The 15,928-nt window shown below is 63.4% G+C and carries 13 protein-coding genes; 11 read left to right on the forward strand and 2 right to left on the reverse strand.

Annotation, left to right across the window (positions count from 1 at the left end):
* Positions 1–3: 3 nt before the first annotated feature.
* The gene (locus tag O7B34_RS09550; protein ID WP_337145797.1) at positions 4–891 is read right to left on the reverse strand and encodes a LysR substrate-binding domain-containing protein; all 888 of its coding nucleotides are present in this window, start codon (positions 889–891) and stop codon (positions 4–6) included.
* 118 nt (positions 892–1,009) lie between these two features.
* Between O7B34_RS09550 and tmpA the strand changes: the two genes are divergently transcribed.
* Together tmpA and tmpB are read left to right on the forward strand one after the other, a co-directional pair.
* On the forward strand, positions 1,010–2,161 hold the full coding sequence (tmpA, locus tag O7B34_RS09555; RefSeq protein WP_337145798.1) for a 2-trimethylaminoethylphosphonate dioxygenase: 1,152 nt from the start codon (positions 1,010–1,012) through the stop codon (positions 2,159–2,161).
* Complete coding sequence (gene tmpB / locus O7B34_RS09560) at positions 2,158–2,742, forward strand: (R)-1-hydroxy-2-trimethylaminoethylphosphonate oxygenase (RefSeq protein ID WP_337145799.1); 585 nt, start codon at positions 2,158–2,160, stop codon at positions 2,740–2,742. The genes tmpA and tmpB overlap by 4 nt, the downstream gene beginning before the upstream one ends.
* Positions 2,743–2,882: 140 nt before the next feature.
* Here the strand turns inward: tmpB and O7B34_RS09565 are convergent, their stop codons facing one another.
* Positions 2,883–4,691: an NAD(P)/FAD-dependent oxidoreductase gene (locus O7B34_RS09565; RefSeq protein ID WP_337145800.1), complete on the reverse strand. Its 1,809-nt coding sequence runs from the start codon at positions 4,689–4,691 to the stop codon at positions 2,883–2,885.
* 447 nt (positions 4,692–5,138) lie between these two features.
* Here O7B34_RS09565 and O7B34_RS09570 point away from each other — a divergent pair, with 447 nt between their 5' ends.
* From O7B34_RS09570 to O7B34_RS09610, 9 genes are all read left to right on the forward strand, one after another.
* Complete coding sequence (locus O7B34_RS09570) at positions 5,139–6,935, forward strand: acetolactate synthase 3 large subunit (protein ID WP_337141641.1); 1,797 nt, start codon at positions 5,139–5,141, stop codon at positions 6,933–6,935.
* A 78-nt stretch (positions 6,936–7,013) separates the two neighbouring features.
* Positions 7,014–7,589, forward strand: coding sequence for an acetolactate synthase small subunit (ilvN, locus tag O7B34_RS09575; protein ID WP_013894763.1), 576 nt, complete (start codon positions 7,014–7,016; stop codon positions 7,587–7,589).
* Between the two features lie 119 nt (positions 7,590–7,708).
* A complete protein-coding gene (locus O7B34_RS09580) occupies positions 7,709–8,305 on the forward strand; it encodes a LysE family translocator (RefSeq protein ID WP_337145801.1) in 597 nt (198 codons plus the stop codon).
* A gap of 246 nt (positions 8,306–8,551) precedes the next feature.
* Positions 8,552–9,811 carry an efflux RND transporter periplasmic adaptor subunit gene (locus O7B34_RS09585; protein WP_337145803.1) on the forward strand — a complete coding sequence of 420 codons (1,260 nt, stop codon included), beginning with the start codon at positions 8,552–8,554 and terminating at the stop codon, positions 9,809–9,811.
* Positions 9,808–12,969 carry an efflux RND transporter permease subunit gene (locus O7B34_RS09590; protein ID WP_337145805.1) on the forward strand — a complete coding sequence of 1,054 codons (3,162 nt, stop codon included), beginning with the start codon at positions 9,808–9,810 and terminating at the stop codon, positions 12,967–12,969. Before O7B34_RS09585 ends, O7B34_RS09590 begins: the two co-directional genes overlap by 4 nt.
* 79 nt (positions 12,970–13,048) lie before the next feature.
* Positions 13,049–13,654 carry a nitrile hydratase subunit alpha gene (gene nthA, locus O7B34_RS09595; RefSeq protein ID WP_337145807.1) on the forward strand — a complete coding sequence of 202 codons (606 nt, stop codon included), beginning with the start codon at positions 13,049–13,051 and terminating at the stop codon, positions 13,652–13,654.
* The gene (nthB, locus tag O7B34_RS09600) at positions 13,651–14,310 is read left to right on the forward strand and encodes a nitrile hydratase subunit beta (RefSeq protein WP_337145809.1); all 660 of its coding nucleotides are present in this window, start codon (positions 13,651–13,653) and stop codon (positions 14,308–14,310) included. The genes nthA and nthB overlap by 4 nt, the downstream gene beginning before the upstream one ends.
* Entirely contained in the window at positions 14,297–14,662 is a 366-nt protein-coding gene (locus O7B34_RS09605; RefSeq protein ID WP_337145812.1) for a nitrile hydratase accessory protein, read from the forward strand. Before nthB ends, O7B34_RS09605 begins: the two co-directional genes overlap by 14 nt.
* A 135-nt stretch (positions 14,663–14,797) precedes the next feature.
* Positions 14,798–15,925: an ATP-dependent DNA helicase gene (locus O7B34_RS09610; protein WP_027146532.1), complete on the forward strand. Its 1,128-nt coding sequence runs from the start codon at positions 14,798–14,800 to the stop codon at positions 15,923–15,925.
* Positions 15,926–15,928: the final 3 nt, after the last annotated feature.

A 15,928-nucleotide genomic window follows, 5' to 3' on the forward strand; every position in this document is an offset into this window, starting at 1 on the left:
CAGTCAGGTCCGCGCCTTTCCGGCAAGGCGCTTTAGCAGCCAGTGACGGAAATCCTGCTCGGCACTGGTCAGTTGCGCGGTCGACGGCCTGGTCAGAAAATGCCCCGATGTGCTGGGGAGCTCAAAATCGGAAAGCGGGACCAGCGCCCCGCGCTCGAGCGCCGCGTCGATCAAGGGACGGGACCCCAGCAGCACGCCGGCGCCTGCGCTCGCCGCCTCCAGGGCGGCGACGAAACTGTCGAAGCGGTGCGACCGCTGGGGATGGCCGGCCAATCCGGCCGCCGCGAACCATTCCGCCCACATCTCGCGCGCGCCGGCCACGAGAAGCAGCGGCAGCGATGTCCAGTCGGCGGCACTGGCGAGGGCCGGACTTGCCACCGGCACAAGCCGCTCGGCGGTCAGCCTCTCGGCCTCGCGACCAGGAAAGGATCCGTTACCGAACCGGATGTCGAGCGCCGAGCCCGGCAGATCGTAGTCGGTCGGGCGGTGGATCGTCACCAGATCGAGTTGGACGCGCGGCAGCGCCTCGGCGAGATCGGGCAGCGCCGGGACCAATGCCAGCAAGGCAAACGAGATCGGCACCCGGATCGAAACGGTCCGGACGGCGCGCGGTTCGAACAATTCCGTGGTGCTGCTGCCAATGGTGGCGAAGGCCGATTGGATGTGCGGCAGGTAGGCGGCGCCCTCGGGCGACAGCGCGACCCCACGCGCCAGCCGCGAGAACAGCCGCGTCTTCAGCCGTTCCTCGAGCAGCCGGATATGCTGGCTGACGGCCGCCTGGGTCAGGCCGAGTTCGGCAGCCGCCGCGGTGAAATTGGACAGCCGTGCCGCAGCCTCGAAACTGCGCAGCCAGTCGAGTGGAGGCAGCGTGGGGATAAGTTTCCGAGCCATTACGAAATTTCGGCCTTTGGCTAAAAAATGATAATTTGAGTTATGCCTGTGGCGTGCTCAACATGCAATCGAAGCCCCGGATCTGGCCGTGGGCGGATAGACACAGGACCTGATCCCCATGTTGACCCACGCGCTGATCGGCGACGAAGGCAGAACAATCGAACTTGGCTGGCAGGACGGAAGGCGCACCCGCTTTCACGCCATCTGGCTGCGCGACAATGCGGTCGACGACAAGACGCGCAGCGCCGGCAATCGCCAGCGGCTCGTCACCATCCTCGACATTCCGGCCGGCACGAGAATTGGCGCTGCTTCGGTCAAGGCCGGAGCACTGGAGATCAGCTTCGAACCGGAGGGAAAGACGGTCAGCTTTCCCGCCCAATGGCTGCGTGCAAACGCCTATGATCGCGACGAGACACGCCAGCCCGGTTGGACAGGCGATGTCATTCAGCGCTGGACCAGGGCGACGATGCAGAACTCGGTGCCGCGCGCCAGCTATCCGGCGGCCTTCCATGGCCGCGGTGTCCTGCGCGAATGGCTTTCGGCGGTGAGGACTTACGGCTTTGCGGTGATGGACGGGTTGCCGGCCGAATCCGGGGCGCTGTGCAAGGTGTCCGACCTGTTCGGCTACATCAGGGAGACCAATTACGGGCGCTGGTTCGAGGTGCGCGCCGAAGTCAATCCGAACAACCTCGCCTACACCAATCTCGGCCTGCAGGCGCACACCGACAATCCCTATCGCGATCCGGTACCGACGCTGCAGATCCTGTCCTGCATCGAGAACACGGTGGAGGGCGGCGAATCCAGCGTCGTCGACGGCTTTGCCGTCGCCGCTGCCTTGCAAGCGGAAAACCCCGAAGGTTTTCGGCTGTTGAGCTCCCATGCGGCGCGGTTCGAATATGCAGGTTCATCCGGCGTGCGGCTGCAGTCCAAACGGCCGATGATCGAGCTTGGACCCGACGGCGAACTGATCTGCATCCGCTTCAACAACCGCTCGCTGGCGCCGACCGTCGATGTGCCGTTCGCCGACATGGATCGTTACTACGCCGCCTACCGCCGCTTTGCCGAGCTGATCGAGGATACCTCCTTCGAAGTGACCTTCAAGCTTGAACCGGGCCAGGCCTTCATCGTCGACAACACTCGCGTCATGCATGCCCGCAAGGCGTTTTCGGGCACCGGCAAGCGCTGGCTGCAGGGATGCTACGCAGACAAGGACGGCCTTTTGTCGACGCTTGCGGCGATCGAACACGGCTTCAAGGAGGCCGCGGAATGAGCAGCCAGGATCTGAACGCGGACACCATCGTCGAGTTCATAGCCGACATTTTCGAGCGCCGGGGTGCCGAATCCTATCTCGGCGAGCCGGTGACGATGTCCGAGCACATGCTGCAGGGAGCTTGGCTGGCGGAACAGGATCGAGCGCCCGAGGTGCTGGTGGCCGCCGCGCTGCTGCACGACATCGGCCATTACACCAGCGAGTTCGGCACCTATTCGCCCGACGACATCGAGGACAAACACCATGACGAGGCCGGCGGCGAGGTGCTGGCGCCGTTCTTCCCGCCGGTCATCGTCGAATGCGTCCGGCTGCATGTCGCCGCCAAGCGCTATCTCTGCGCCACGGATCCGACCTATTTCTCCAGGCTGTCGCCGGCTTCGGTTCACACCTTGTCGCTGCAGGGCGGACCGATGAGTGCCGACGAGGTGGCCGAGTTCCGCAAGAACCCGTTCCACGAAGAGGCGGTGCGGGTTCGTATCTGGGACGAGGGCGGCAAGGTCGCCAATATGCGGACGCGGGCGTTTCGCGACTATGTGCCGTTGCTGCAGCGCGTCGTGCACGACTTCGCCAATCGCGCCTGACCAATCACCGGGAGGAGACAGCCATCTGCTTCTGCTTCGATGGCGGAAGCGCGGTAGCCAGCGGTGAGCCCGGCGGGCTCACTGCTGCCGTTTCGTTCGGCGTCGCCGAAGGCTCACCATCGTGATGCGGGGGATACGGGCTATCCCTTGTGATGGACCTTCTGCAATCCGTAGACCGGTGTGGGCAAGCCAACCTGCCTGGCCTTCAGTTGCAGCGCCAGATATTGCGAATAGTGGCGCGACTGATGGAGGTTGCCGCCATGGAACCACAGCGCCTCCTGCTGGGTCGGCTTCCACATGTTGCGCTGCTCGCCTTCCCAGGGGCCGGGATCCTTGGCGGTGTCGGAGCCAAGGCCCCAGACCTTGCCGACCTTGTCCGCCACCTCCTGCGAGATGAGGTCCGCGGCCCAGCCGTTCATCGAGCCGTAGCCTGTGGCGTAGATCACGAGATCGGCGGGCAATTCGGTTCCATCGGCGAATTTGACCCCGGTTTGCGTCAGCTCCTCCACCGCCGCGCCTGGTCCGCTCTTGAGCTTGATCGAGCCGTCGATGACGAGGTCGCAGGCGCCGACATCGATATAGTAGCCTGAACCGCGGCGCAGATATTTCATGAACAGACCCGAGCCGTCATCGCCCCAGTCGAGCAAGAAGCCGGCGTTTTCCAGATCCGCGTAGAACTTGGCGTCGCGTTCCTTCATCTGCTGGTAAAGCGGGATCTGGAATTCGTGCAGGATGCGGTAGGGCAGGGAGGCGAAGATCAGGTCGGCCTTGCGCGTCGTCATACCGTTCTCGACCGCCTGCTCCGAATAGAGCGCGCCGAGCCCGATATCCATAAGCGTGTCGGACTTGACGATGTGGGTGGAGGAACGCTGCACCATGGTGACGTCCGCGCCACCCTCCCAGAGAGCCGCGCAGATGTCGTGGGCGGAGTTGTTGGAGCCGATGACCACGACCTTCTTGCCGCGGTATTTGTCCGGGCCGGGATGGGTCGAGGAATGCTGCTGCTCGCCCTTGAAGATGTCCTGGCCCTTGTATTTCGGCCAGTTCGCCTTGCCGGACATGCCGGTGGCCAGCACCAACTGCTTGGGCTTGAGCACGATCTCTTCGCCGTCGCGTTCGACCACGACGGTCCATTCCTTGGCCTTCTCGTCGTATTTCGCGGATTTCGCCGAGGTGGAGGACCAGTAGTTCAGCTCCATCACCTTCGTGTACATCTCGAGCCAGTCGCCGATCTTGTCCTTCGGCGCGAAGACCGGCCAGTTCTTGGGGAAGTCGATATAGGGCAGATGGTCGTACCAGACCGGATCGTGCAGGCAGAGCGACTTGTAGCGCTTGCGCCAGGAATCGCCGGGGCGCTCGTTCTTCTCGATGATGATGGCTGGAACGCCGAGCTGGCGCAGGCGCGCGCCGAGCGCGATGCCGCCCTGGCCGCCGCCGATGATCACGACATAAGGCTGCTTGCTGCGGCCGAGTTCGGCGAGTTCATCGTCACGCTCCTCGCGCCAGGATTTCCTGTCCTTGCCGTGGCCATGCTTGGCGCCGAGCGGGCGGGTGAAGCCGGCCTTCTCCTCATGGCCCTTGAGTTCGGCCATGCTGGTGAGCAAGGTCCAGATCAGCTCGCCCTTGAACCGCACCAGGCCGAAACCGCGCGCCACCTCGGTCTCGAAGGTGATCCAGGCGGTGATGACGCCGTCCGCCTCGGTCGCCTCCTCGCCTTCGGCCACTTTCCAGTCGCTCGGCCGGGTCTCAGCCAGCGTTGCCTTCAGCATGTCACGGACCTGGTCCTGGCCCTCCATCGTCCTCAGGTTCCAGGTGAAGGTGACGAGGTCGCGCCAGTAGCAATCCGCCTGGAAGCAGTTGACCGCCGCGTCGATGTCGCCGGTATCCAGCGCCTTGCCAAACTTGTCGAGCAGCGCTTGCGCCTTCGTTGTGGGTGTTCTCTCGAGCATGGTTTCTCCTCCGGTTGTCGGTTTCCAAGAACGCCTGTTCAGGCTTCCACTGGAACAGCAAGCGGCCGGCCAGGACCTCCCTACCTGGGGGTGGGACTCCCATTCGCCGGCAACGCGTCTCCTCCCAGGCACGTAGTCAGCCCGGCATAGTGGTGCGTCGATGGGATGGGCTCAACTATACTATGGTAGCGCGTAGCGAAGCCCCGTCTCACAGGCGAGTGAATTCGCATCATCCCCCATTGACGACCCCGCGAGTTCGCCTTTATGGTCCGCCACCATGAAAACGGCACTCATTCTCGTAGGAAGGCGCGTGGGCAAGGCGGTGTAACCGCCGGGCGAAGACCTCCCATGCGCACCACACAGGCTCCCTCGGGGGCCTTTTTTATTGCCTGAAACACGACTAAACGACCAGCAACGCCCAAATGGCGACAGTACGGGATCAGACCGATGAGCAATGGACAAAGTGAGCGGCGCGAAATGGCAAGTAGGGAAATGACTGGCGCCGAAATGGTGGTGCAGGCGCTGAAGGACAATGGCGTCAAGCATGTCTTCGGCTATCCGGGCGGCGCCGTTCTCCCGATCTACGACGAGATTTTCCAGCAGGACGAGGTCGAGCACATTCTCGTGCGGCACGAACAGGGCGCCGGCCACGCCGCCGAGGGCTATGCGCGGTCGACCGGCAAGGCCGGCGTCATGCTGGTGACATCAGGCCCCGGCGCCACCAATGCGGTGACACCGCTGCAGGACGCGCTGATGGACTCGATCCCGCTGGTCTGCCTGACCGGCCAGGTGCCGACTTCGCTGATCGGCTCCGACGCGTTCCAGGAATGCGACACGGTCGGCATCACGCGGCCCTGCACCAAGCACAACTGGCTGGTGAAGGACGTCAACGAACTCGCCGCGACCATCCATGAGGCCTTCCATGTCGCGACGACTGGCCGTCCCGGCCCGGTCGTGGTCGACATCCCGAAGGACGTGCAGTTCGCCAAGGGCTTTTATGTCCCGCCGCAGATCGCGCCGCGCACCAGCTACCAGCCGAAGGTCCAGGGCGACCTGGAGAAGATCAAGGCCGCGGTCGAACTGATGGCCACCGCCAGGAAGCCGGTCATCTATTCGGGTGGCGGCGTCATCAATTCCGGCGCGGAAGCGAGCCATCTCCTGCGCGAACTGGTGGACCTGACAGGTTTCCCGATCACCTCGACGCTGATGGGTCTCGGCGCCTATCCGGCTTCGGGCAAGAACTGGCTGGGCATGCTGGGCATGCACGGCACCTACGAAGCCAACATGGCCATGCATGATTGCGACGTGATGCTCTGCATCGGCGCGCGTTTCGACGACCGTATCACCGGCAGGCTGAATGCCTTCTCGCCGAATTCGCGAAAAATCCATATCGATATCGATCCGTCCTCGATCAACAAGAACGTCCACACCGAAGTGCCTATCATCGGCGATGTCGGCCGGGTGCTGGAAGACATGGTGCGGCTGTGGCGGGCAACCGCCAAGACCGACAAGAAGGCGCTCTATCCCTGGTGGGAGCAGATCGCCAAATGGCGCGCGCGCGATTCACTCGCCTTCAAGATGAACAACGACGTGATCATGCCGCAATACGCCATCCAGCGGCTCTATGAACTGACCAAGAACATGGACACCTATATCACCACCGAGGTCGGCCAGCATCAGATGTGGGCGGCGCAGCACTATCATTTCGAGAAGCCGAACCGCTGGATGACGTCGGGCGGGCTCGGCACGATGGGTTACGGCTTGCCGGCCGCGCTCGGCGTGCAGATCGCGCATCCCGATGCACTGGTCGTCGACATCGCCGGCGACGCCTCGGTGCAGATGACGATGCAGGAGATGAGTGCCGCCGTGCAGCACGACGCACCGATCAAGATCTTCATCCTCAACAACCAGTATATGGGCATGGTGCGGCAGTGGCAGCAGCTGCTGCACGGCAACCGGCTGTCGCATTCCTACACCGAGGCGATGCCGGACTTCGTCAAGCTGGCCGAGGCCTATGGCGGCCACGGCATTCGCTGCGACAAGCCCGACGAACTGGACGACGCGATCAAGGAGATGATCTCGGTCAGGAAGCCGGTGCTGTTCGACTGCCGCGTGGCGACACTCGCCAACTGCTTTCCGATGATCCCTTCGGGCAAGGCGCACAACGAGATGCTTTTGCCCGACGAGGCGACCGACGAGGCCGTGGCCAATGCCATCGACGCTAAAGGCCGGGAACTGGTGTAGACATCGAGCCAAGGCAGGGCTTGTCAAAAAAAGCCGTGCGAAAACAGATAATTAGATCCAGAATTTGAGATTCATGTCATGAACGCACAGCACCTTCAACCCACCGGTTCCGCCTACTTCATCGCCAAGGAAACGGAACGGCCGGAAAACCACACGCTTTCCGTGCTGGTCGATAACGAACCGGGCGTGCTTGCCCGGGTCATCGGCCTGTTTTCCGGGCGTGGCTACAACATCGAGAGCCTGACCGTCTCGGAGACCGAGCATGAAAAACACCTGTCGCGCATCACTATCGTGACGCGCGGCACGCCGCATGTGCTGGAGCAGATCAAGCATCAGCTCGAGCGCATCGTGCCGGTGCACCGCGTGGTCGATCTCACCGTGCGTTCGCACGAGTTCGGGCAGGAGCGGCCGCTGGAGCGGGAACTAGCGCTGGTCAAGGTTGCCGGTACCGGCGAGGCCCGGGTCGAGGCGCTGCGCCTCGCCGACGCCTTCCGCGCCAGCGTCATCGACGCCAACACCGAGCATTTCATCTTCGAGATCACCGGCAAGGGGTCGAAGCTCGACCAGTTCATCGCCATCATGAAGCCGCTCGGCCTGGTCGAGATCTGCCGTACCGGCGTGGCGGCGATGAACCGCGGCCCGCAGGGGATGTAGGCCGACTTAATCCATCCGAATTTTCCACGAGTGTAGGTCTGGCGTGACCGACGGTCGGCACTGGCTTTTGTGCAGCCGTCGGAAAGAGACAATAGTACTGACGTATCTGGGAGGATATCATGTCCCTCGACGCATTCCTCGCACTGCTTGTCTACGCCTTCGTGACCTCGATCACGCCAGGGCCGAACAACCTTATGCTTCTGGCATCAGGCGTGAATTTTGGACTGGTCAGAAGCGTGCCGCACATGCTGGGCATCAGCATCGGCTTTCTTGTGCTGCTCCTGGCGGTCGGACTCGGCCTGGGGGCGGTGCTGACGGCATTCCCGGCGCTGCACAACGGGCTGAAGATCGCCGGTGCCGTCTATCTGCTCTACCTTGCCTGGAAGATCGCCATGTCGCGCTCACTCAGCGGCAAAGGCGAGACGGATGCGCGGCCGATGCGGTTCATCGATGCAGCGGCTTTCCAATGGGTCAATCCCAAGGCCTGGGTGATGGCGATCACCGCGATGGCCGTCTACACCAATCCCGAACGACCATTCCTGTCCGTCATTCTGATTGGCGTGGCTTTCACCGTGGTCAACCTTCCCAGCGTCTCGGTTTGGGCTGGATTCGGTACGGCGTTGCGCGGTTTCCTTTCGGATCCGGTGCGGCTGAAATGGTTCAACATCGCCATGGGCGCGCTGCTGGCGGCGACGCTTTGGCCGATGTTACGTTAGACCATACAGCTCGATCCGCCGCTGTTAGAGGTTATTTTTCGAAGCCTATCCGCCCTTTGGCTCTGAGCGATAGCCGGCTGCCTAGTCATTGTGCAGTGCACATTAAATCTTCGTAATGCCGTGTTTTGGCCCTTTTCCGACAAACCCGCGTCCTATCTATTCGGCGAAATCGCGGCAATGAGCCGTGAATTGCGCTAGAATACGACCACCTGGCTATGGCGTGTCGAACGGAGAGGTCTTTTGTCGATGCGTGGAAAAGTCATTCTGTCGTTGCTGGCGGTCGCCTGTGCGGGTGCGGCCTGGCTCTATCTGTCGCCGGACGCGCTGAACAAGGCTCAGCAGATCATCGGCACAAAGCAGGTCGCCGCGACAGACAAGCCGGCGGCCGACAAGGCGGCAGGCGGCAAACAGGCCGGTGGCGGCAACGGCGCCCGTTCGGCCTCTATCGTTTCGGCGACGGCAACGTCGGCTGACTTTCCGGTCCGCCGCTATGCCATCGGCTTCGTTTCCTCTCCTGCGGTGGTCAACATCAACGCGCGTGTCTCCAGCCAGATCGTGTCGATCGACGTCAAGGACGGGCAGATGGTGAAGGCAGGCGACCTCCTGTTCTCGCTCGACGACCGGGCGCTGAAGGCGCAACTCGCCAAGGACCAGGCAGCGCTTGCCAAGGACCAGGCCCTGCTTGCCAGCTCGAATTCCGATCTTCAGCGCGCCAAGGACCTTGTCGCCAAGCAGGCCGGTACGCAGCAGACCTACGACCAGGCCGTTGCCGCGCAGAAGGCGGCGGCGGCCACCGTCGATGCCGACAAGGCGACGATCGACGCGGACAATGTCCAGCTCGGCTTTGCCGCCATCGCCGCGCCGATCGCCGGCAGGCTGGGTGCGGTGAATGTCGCCGTCGGCGACCTCGTGACTGTCAGCAACGGTAACAGCAGCACGGCGACGCCACTGGTGACCATCACCCAGATGGACCCCTTGCAGGTCAACTTCAATCTGCCGGAAAGCAACCTTGCCCTGCTGCACAAGGCGCTTGCCAATCCACAGCAGAACGCGGTGACGTTGACCCAAAGCGGCGACCCGACGCCGATCGGCAAGGGTACGCTCGATTTCGTCGATTCCAGCGTCGACACCGCGTCGGGCACGATCGCCACACGGGCAAGCATTCCCAATGCCGATCTTTCCTTGTGGCCCGGCCAGTATGTGAATGTCGTCCTTGACGCCGGCATCATGCCGCAGATGACCTCGGTTCCGACCGTCGCGGTCCAGCCCAGCCAAAAGGGACCGTTCGTCTATGTGGTCAAGCCGGACAACACCGTCGAGATGCGGCCAGTGCAGGTGGCGCTGACCGAAGGCCAAAACAGCGCCATCAGCCAGGGACTGAAAAGCGGCGAGAAGGTTGTCACCGAAGGCCAGACAAAGCTGAAGGACGGCGCCGCGGTGCATGAAGGCAAGGAAGCCGCGCCCAAGGTTGCCCAGGCGAACAACGCCGGCGAGGCAGGCCAATGATCTCCGAATTCTGCATCCGCAGGCCAGTCGCCACCCTTCTAATGTCGTTCGCCCTCGTGCTGGGCGGGCTGTTCGCGTACAAATTCCTGCCGGTCGCCGCATTGCCGAGCGCCGAATTTCCGGTGGTCAACGTCTCGGCCTCGCTGCCTGGCGCGTCGCCGGAAACCATGGCCACATCGGTGGCGACGCCGCTGATCAAGCAGTTCGCCACCATCGCCGGCATCGATTCCATCTCGACCACCAACGCGCTCGGCCAGACCTCGATCGCCATCCAATTCGTCCTCAACCGGAATATCGATGCGGCCGCGGCCGACGTGCAAGCCGCGATCGCGCGCACCCAGAAATCACTGCCGCCGCAGATGACGTCGCCACCGAGCTATCGGAAGGTCAATCCGGCCGATGCGCCTATCCTGCTGATGTCGCTGGTCAGCGATACGGTTCCGCTGACCGACCTCGATGCCTTTGCCGAAAACGTCATCTCGCCGTCGCTGTCGACCATCGACGGCGTCGCGCAGGTGTCGATCTTCGGCCAGCAGAAATACGCGGTGCGCATCCAGATCGATCCGACCGCGCTTGCGGCGCGGGGCATTTCTATCGATCAGCTGCAAGCGGCCGTGGCTTCGGCCAACAGCAACACGCCGCTCGGCGTGCTGCAGAACAACAAGCAGCAGCTGACCATCACCGCCAACACGCAGCTTACCGATGCGGCCGGCTTCTCCAACCTCATCATCGCCACCAAGAACGGTCATCCGGTGCGGCTGGGCGAGGTGACCCGTGTCGTCGATTCGGTGCAGACGACCACGACCGCGAGCTGGTACGACGGTACCCGCGCGATTATCATGGCCGTGCAGCGCCAGCCCGACGCCAACACGGTCGACGTCGTCGACAAGGTCAAGGCGATGCTGCCGTCCTTCAAGGACCAGATGCCGGCCGCCGCCCAGATCAAGCTGCTCAACGACCGCTCGAGCTCGATCCGCCAGGCCGTCGACGACGTGCAGTTCACGCTGCTGTTGACCATCGCGCTGGTGGTCCTGGTGATCTTCGTGTTCCTGCGCCGGGTGACGGCGACCATCATCCCGGCCGTGGCGGTGCCGATCTCGCTGATCGCCACGCTGGGCGCGATGTTCCTGTTCGGCTTTTCCATCGACAACATCTCGCTGATGGGTCTGACGCTCGCCGTCGGCCTCGTCGTCGACGATGCCATCGTGATGCTCGAAAACATCTTCCGCCACATGGAAGAGGACGGGCTGTCGGCCTTCGATGCGTCGCTGAAGGGCGCGCGCGAGATCGGCTTCACCATCATCTCGATCTCGATCTCGCTGGTGGCGGTGTTCATCCCGGTGCTCCTGATGGGCGGCGTCATCGGACGCATCTTCAACGAGTTCGCCGTCGTGGTGACCGTCGCCATCCTGGCTTCCATGTTCGTGTCGCTGACGCTGACGCCCATGCTGTGCTCGCGGCTGCTGTCGGTGACCAAGGCCGACCGCGAGGCGCACGGCGCCGGCCACAAGCGCGATTTCATCACGCGCGGCTATGACCGAATCCTGAGCTTCTGCCTGCGGCACACCTTCCTGGTGTTCCTCGTCTTCATCGGCACCGCGGCAGCCTCGGTGTGGCTGATCGAGGTCTCGCCGAAGGGCTTCTTCCCGCAGGAGGATATCGGCCAGATTTCGGTGACCACGATCGCGCGCCAGGACATTTCGTTCGACGCCATGGCCAAGCTGCAAGGGCAGGTGGCCAGCGTGTTCTCGAAGTCGCCCTATGTCGACCATGTGGCGTGGTCGGCGGGCAGTGGCAACAATGCCCTCAACCAGGGGCAGCTCTTCGTCCAGCTCAAGGGCAAGGACCAGCGTCCCGATATCGAGAAGGTGCTTTCGGACCTGCGCAAGCAACTGGCCGGCGTGGCGGGCATCGAGACCTACATGCAGCCGGTGCAGAATCTGCGGCTCGGTTCGCGGTCGTCGGCCAGTGCCTACCAACTCGTGGTTCAGGGCCTCGATACCGGACAGACCGATATCTGGGCGCAGAAGATGAATGACGCGATGGCGGCCGACCACGCGACCTTCGCCGATGTCACCAGCGACCTGCAGAACAATGCGTTGCAGGCGTCGCTGGTGGTGGATCGCGACAAGGCCGCGCAGCTCGGCATCGATACCGACACGCTGCGCTCGGCCCTTTATGGCGGATTCGGCACCGACCAGGTTTCAACGATCTTCGGCTCGGCCGACAGCTACGAAGTCATCACCGAACTCGATCCCAAGATCGAATGGTCGCCGGAGCGGATGCTCGCCATCCAGATGCGGACGGCGAGCGGCAGCCTGGTGCCGCTCGGCGCCTTCGCCCGGGTCGACCGCACGGCCGGCGCCTTGACGGTCAATCAACTCGGCCAGCTTCCGGCCGTGACCATCTCCTACAACCTGCCGCAGGGCGTGGCGCTGGGCGACAGTGTGAAACGCATCGACGCGCTGAAAGAGCAGATCGGCATGCCGACGGCAATCTCCACGACCTTCGCCGGCACGGCCAAGACCTTCCAGGATTCGCTCGCCAACCAGGGCCTGCTGGTCGGCGGCGCCATCCTGACCATCTATATCGTGCTCGGCATTCTGTATGAGAGCTTCATCCACCCGCTCACCATCTTGACGGGCCTGCCGTCGGCTGTGCTCGGGGCGGTTGTCGCCTTGCGCTTCGCCGGCATGGATCTGTCCGTCATCGCGGTGATCGGCATCCTGATGCTGATCGGCATCGTCAAGAAGAACGGCATCATGATGGTCGATGTCGCGCTTGAACTGCGACGAGAAGGCATGTCGGCCACGGATTCGATCCACAAGGCCTGCCTGATGCGGTTCAGGCCGATCATGATGACGACGCTGGCAGCACTGATGGGCACGTTCCCGATCGCGCTCGGCACCGGCGCCAGCGCGGAACTTCGCCAGCCGCTGGGCGTAGCCGTCGTCGGCGGCTTGCTCGCTTCGCAAGCGCTGACTTTGTTCGTGACGCCGGTGATCTATGTCTACATGGAGAATTTCTCAGGCTGGCTGGTCGGGCTCATGCCGAAGCGCAAAGCCGAGTTGCACCTGGTCGAAGAGGGCGATCAGCCTTCGCTGTTCGGCACCAATGACGACATCCCGGGCGAGCCACAGAAAACAGCTGCCGAGTAGCAGGCAGGCAAGGCGCCGGTCCCCGTTGGCCCAAGCCATGGAGCTTGCGGCCGGCGGGTCGGATCCGTAATTTGCGGCCATGTCCCACGATCATGACCACGACAACGAACTCGATCCGTTTGCCGCGCGGGTGCGGGCGCTGGAAACCATCCTGACCCGCAAGGGGCTGATCGATCCGGCCGCGATCGACGTCATCGTCGATACCTACGAGACGAAGATCGGCCCGCGCAACGGCGCCAGGGTGGTGGCCAAGGCCTGGAGCGATCCCGCTTTTGCCGAGTGGCTGAAGCGCGACGCGACGCGGGCGATCGGGTCGCTGAGCTATACCGGCCGCCAAGGCGAGCACATGCAGGCGGTGTTCAACATCGGGGACACCCACAACCTCGTCGTCTGCACGCTGTGTTCCTGTTATCCTTGGTCGGTGCTCGGCTTGCCGCCGGTGTGGTACAAGGCGCCGCCCTATCGGTCGCGCGCGGTGATCGATCCGCGCGGCGTGCTCGAGGAATTCGGGCTGGTGCTGCCGGCCGGGACGAAGATACGCGTCTGGGATTCGACGGCGGAACTGCGCTATCTCGTCGTGCCAATGCGGCCGGAGGGCACCGAAGGCTGGAGCGAGGAGCGGCTGGCGGAACTGGTGAGCCGCGATGCCATGATCGGCACCGCGCTGGCGAGTCAACGGGCATGAACGGGCCGCAAGATCTCGGCGGACAGATGGGGTTCGGGCCGGTCGCGCCCGAAAAGGATGAACCCTATTTCCATGCTCCGTGGGAGCGGCGGGCGCTCGGCGTGACGCTCTGCGCCGGCGGCATGGGCGCCTGGAACATCGACGAGAGCCGGCACGCGCGGGAATCGCTGCATCCTGCCGACTATTACAGCTCCAGCTACTATCAGATCTGGATCAAGGCGCTGGAGACCCTGCTCAAGCGGCATGGTTTCGTCAGCGAGCGCGACCTCGGGGCAGGCGAGGCGATCGATCCGGCGGCGACCCCGAAACGGGTGCTGAAGGCGGAAAACGTTCCGGCCGTGCTGGCCAAGGGCGGTCCGTGTGACCGGCCGGTCGAGACAGCGCCGCGCTTCAAAGCGGGTGATTCGGTGCGGACCAAAAACTTCAACCCGACCGGCCATACCAGGCTGCCGCGCTATGCGCGGGACAAGCAGGGCACGATCGAAGCGGTGCGCGACGGCTTCGTCTTCCCCGACAGCAATGCGCATGGGCAGGGCGAGAATCCGCAGTGGGTCTATACCGTGGTTTTCGACGGCACGGAAATCTGGGGCGAGGGTGCCGACCCGACACTGACCGTCTCGATCGACGCCTGGGAGAGCTATCTTGAACCGGCCTGAAGCAAAGGGGCCTGCCGGCGGTTTGCCCGCCGGCCTCGACGCACCGGTGTTCGCCGAACCCTGGCAGGCCGAAGCCTTCGCCATGACGGTGGCGCTGCACGACAAGGGCCTGTTTTCGTGGAGCGAGTGGGCGGATGCCCTGTCGGCCGAGGTGAAGAAGCCAGGTGCCGCGGCGGACGGCCATGATTACTACGAGCATTGGCTGGCGGCGCTTGAAACCCTGCTTGCTTCCAAGGGGCTGGCCGCCAAACCCGATATCGATGCGATGGCGCAGGCCTGGGAGCGCGCCGCCCACGCCACGCCGCATGGCAAGCCGATTCTTCTGGAGAACGATCCGCGCGCTGCCAGCTGAATGCAGGCTGTTTCGTTCCCTTTACGTTCTTGGTTGCGGCTGATAGCCTGAACCGTAGGGGAGTTCGCCGCCGGCTATGTCGATGCTGGTGGCGGCTATCTTGTGTTTGCCTCGCGAATCCGGTCACACGATCAGATGGAATTTTCACCCCAACAGGACGAGGCGCTGCAGGCGGTCGCCCGCTGGCTGAAGACCGGCAAGCCGCAGCTGTTCCGGCTGTTCGGCTATGCCGGCACCGGCAAGACGACGCTGGCGCGCTATTTCGCCGAACATGTCGACGGCCAGGTGCAGTTCGCCGCCTTCACCGGCAAGGCGGCGCAGGTGCTGCGCTCCAAGGGGGCGGTCAACGCCCGCACCATCCATTCGCTGATCTACCGGCCCAAGGGCGAGGAATCGGTGGCTGACGAGGTGACCGGCAAGACGTCGATGTCGCCGACCTTTTCGCTCAACCGGCAAAGCCCGATCTCGCGCGCGAAACTGGTCGTCATCGACGAATGCTCGATGGTCGACGAACAGCTCGGCCGCGACCTGATGAGTTTCGGCACGCCGATCCTGGTGCTGGGCGATCCCGGCCAGTTGCCGCCGATCTCCGGCGGCGGCTTCTTCACCGATCACGAGCCCGACTTTCTGCTGACCGAGATCCACCGGCAGGCGCGCGACAATCCGATCCTGCGGCTGGCGCTCGACGTGCGCGAGGGCCGCGAATTCATGCGCGGAGACTATGGCAGCGCGCAGGTGATCGGCAAGGAAGACGTCAACCAGGAACTGGTGCTCAGGGCGGACCAAGTGCTGGTCGGCACCAACCGGACGCGGCGGCGCTATAACCAGCGCCTGCGCGAGTTGAAGGGCTTCAATGCGGATTACCCACAAGCGGGCGACAAGCTGGTGTGCCTGCGCAACGACCCAGCCAAAGGCCTGCTCAACGGCTCGCTGTGGAAGGTGATGACCTCGTCGCGCGAGACGGTGAAGCCCGGCATCAACCTTCTGGTGTCGCCTGAAGAGGACGATCCGGATCGTGGCGTCGCCAAGATCAAGCTGCTCAAGGCGGCGTTCGAGGATCCGGACGCCGAAATCCCCTGGCAGCAGAAGAAGCGCTTCGACGATTTCGACTATGGCTATGCGCTGACCGTGCACAAGGCGCAAGGTTCGCAGTGGAACGAAATCGTGCTGTTCGACGAAAGCTGGGCCTTCAAGGAAACGCGCCAGCGCTGGCTTTACACAGCCATCACCCGGGCCGCCGAACGATTGACCATCGTCAGATAGAAG

Origin of the sequence: Mesorhizobium sp. Cs1299R1N3 (assembly GCF_037179625.1) — a bacterium.
Lineage (GTDB): Bacteria > Pseudomonadota > Alphaproteobacteria > Rhizobiales > Rhizobiaceae > Mesorhizobium > Mesorhizobium salmacidum.

Bases quoted from the DNA above. Each gene is read 5' to 3' on its own strand.
- O7B34_RS09565 (WP_337145800.1), bottom strand. From the start codon at position 4,691: ATGCTCGAGAGAACACCCACAACGAAGGCGCAAGCGCTGCTCGACAAG.
- O7B34_RS09610 (WP_027146532.1), top strand. From the start codon at position 14,798: ATGGAATTTTCACCCCAACAGGACGAGGCGCTGCAGGCGGTCGCCCGC.
- O7B34_RS09585 (WP_337145803.1), top strand. From the start codon at position 8,552: ATGCGTGGAAAAGTCATTCTGTCGTTGCTGGCGGTCGCCTGTGCGGGT.
- O7B34_RS09590 (WP_337145805.1), top strand. From the start codon at position 9,808: ATGATCTCCGAATTCTGCATCCGCAGGCCAGTCGCCACCCTTCTAATG.
- O7B34_RS09570 (WP_337141641.1), top strand. From the start codon at position 5,139: ATGAGCAATGGACAAAGTGAGCGGCGCGAAATGGCAAGTAGGGAAATG.
- tmpA (WP_337145798.1), top strand. From the start codon at position 1,010: ATGTTGACCCACGCGCTGATCGGCGACGAAGGCAGAACAATCGAACTT.
- nthB (WP_337145809.1), top strand. From the start codon at position 13,651: ATGAACGGGCCGCAAGATCTCGGCGGACAGATGGGGTTCGGGCCGGTC.
- tmpB (WP_337145799.1), top strand. From the start codon at position 2,158: ATGAGCAGCCAGGATCTGAACGCGGACACCATCGTCGAGTTCATAGCC.
- O7B34_RS09550 (WP_337145797.1), bottom strand. From the start codon at position 891: ATGGCTCGGAAACTTATCCCCACGCTGCCTCCACTCGACTGGCTGCGC.
- ilvN (WP_013894763.1), top strand. From the start codon at position 7,014: ATGAACGCACAGCACCTTCAACCCACCGGTTCCGCCTACTTCATCGCC.
- O7B34_RS09580 (WP_337145801.1), top strand. From the start codon at position 7,709: ATGTCCCTCGACGCATTCCTCGCACTGCTTGTCTACGCCTTCGTGACC.
- nthA (WP_337145807.1), top strand. From the start codon at position 13,049: ATGTCCCACGATCATGACCACGACAACGAACTCGATCCGTTTGCCGCG.